Below are 1140 nucleotides of genomic sequence, written 5' to 3'. Positions count from 1 at the left end.
ATGCCGGGAACGCCGGCCCGGTGCGACGGCCAGGAACAGCAGCAGGACCCCGATCAGGACGGCGGCGACACCGATCCCGCCCACGAGGGCCGGCGGGGCAGATCCGACACCCGCAACCGTGTGGGCGATCTCGGAGGGGGTGGCGAGTAGGCCGGGCCGGCCGAGCAGGTGCAGCACGATCTCGCTCATCAGCCACAGGCAGACGGCACTGATCAGGATGGCAAGTGTGATTGCTGCTACCGAACGCGGCGAATGCAGCTCGCGGCGGCTGATCCGCTTATAGGTGGAACGGTATGTGGTCACGTGACCCGGTCCTCTGCTTTGAAGTCGACGCCGGTGAGCTGCACACTTACGCAGGAGACGACGGATCCGGTCAACTCCCCCGCACGGTGATGAATGTGCTGCCGGGCTTGCTCGGCGCGCTCCAGAATCGTCCCGCCAGACCGCGGCACGATCAACGGGTCACGGGCCACCCGGGTGAGAGAGAGGATCGGGATCGGGGCGCTGACGGTCAGGGCAAGACTGCCCCGGTCATCGGTGATCGTCGTACCCACCGTCGCCACGCTCACTCCGAGGGCCTCGGCCGCGACGGCGGACACCAGCCTGTTCAGAGCGCGCGTGGACACGGTTGTCCGGCCACGACCGGGCGGAACGAGACCGGGAGCGAGCTGTAACACAGGAAGGGACGGTGCCACCGGGGTCAGGGTGGTCATGAGGAGGATCGGGTGCCGCGGAAGGCGTCGACGAGGCGGGCCACGCTCAGTTTGCCTTCGATAATCCGCCCGAGGGTCGCTCCCACGCCCATGGCCACGGCCACGAAGAAGAACGGCCAGAACCCGAAGACGAGCCACGTCAGCGCGAGCACGGCGCCCAGCAGGGCGCCTGTTTTCGTGGCCGTGTTCATTGGACTCGCGCCTCGGCTTTCTGGTCCTTGTCATCGCTGGGCAGGTGCACGTCGTTGATGGTGACGTTCACCTCGGTGACGTCCATGCCGACGAGGTCTTCGATGGCGCCGATCACCGCGGACCGAACCCGGTCGGCCACATCCTGCAGGGCCACCGGGTACTCCGCCACGATCGTGACGTCCGCTGCAACCTGGGTTTCGCCCACTTCGACGCTGATGCCCTGGCTGACGTCAGT

At 67.2% G+C, this 1140-nt stretch carries 3 protein-coding genes and 1 pseudogene; all 4 read right to left on the bottom strand.

Translation table 11 applies throughout. The annotated features are described in order from the left end of the window. Positions 1 to 303: pseudogene (locus E3O50_RS07705) on the bottom strand (hypothetical protein); the annotation flags it as partial. Beyond that, on the bottom strand, positions 300 to 626 hold the full coding sequence (locus tag E3O50_RS07700) for a hypothetical protein (RefSeq protein WP_134449835.1): 327 nt from the start codon (positions 624 to 626) through the stop codon (positions 300 to 302). The pseudogene E3O50_RS07705 and the gene E3O50_RS07700, both read right to left, overlap by 4 nt. Positions 627 to 709: 83 nt before the next feature. Further along, positions 710 to 904, bottom strand: coding sequence for a DUF2273 domain-containing protein (locus tag E3O50_RS07695; protein WP_134449836.1), 195 nt, complete (start codon positions 902 to 904; stop codon positions 710 to 712). Further along, positions 901 to 1140 (bottom strand): Asp23/Gls24 family envelope stress response protein (locus E3O50_RS07690; protein WP_134564552.1); only part of this gene is annotated, 240 nt, incomplete at its 5' end. The genes E3O50_RS07695 and E3O50_RS07690, both read right to left, overlap by 4 nt.

Source organism: Cryobacterium sp. MDB1-18-1, from assembly GCF_004402735.1.
GTDB classification, from domain to species: Bacteria; Actinomycetota; Actinomycetes; order Actinomycetales; family Microbacteriaceae; genus Cryobacterium; species Cryobacterium glucosi.
This window is presented reverse-complemented; position numbering and strand designations above follow the sequence as displayed.

What these genes read in the sequence shown, in the direction of transcription:
- E3O50_RS07695 (WP_134449836.1), bottom strand. Translation starts at nt 904, where the DNA reads ATGAACACGGCCACGAAAACAGGCGCCCTGCTGGGCGCCGTGCTCGCG.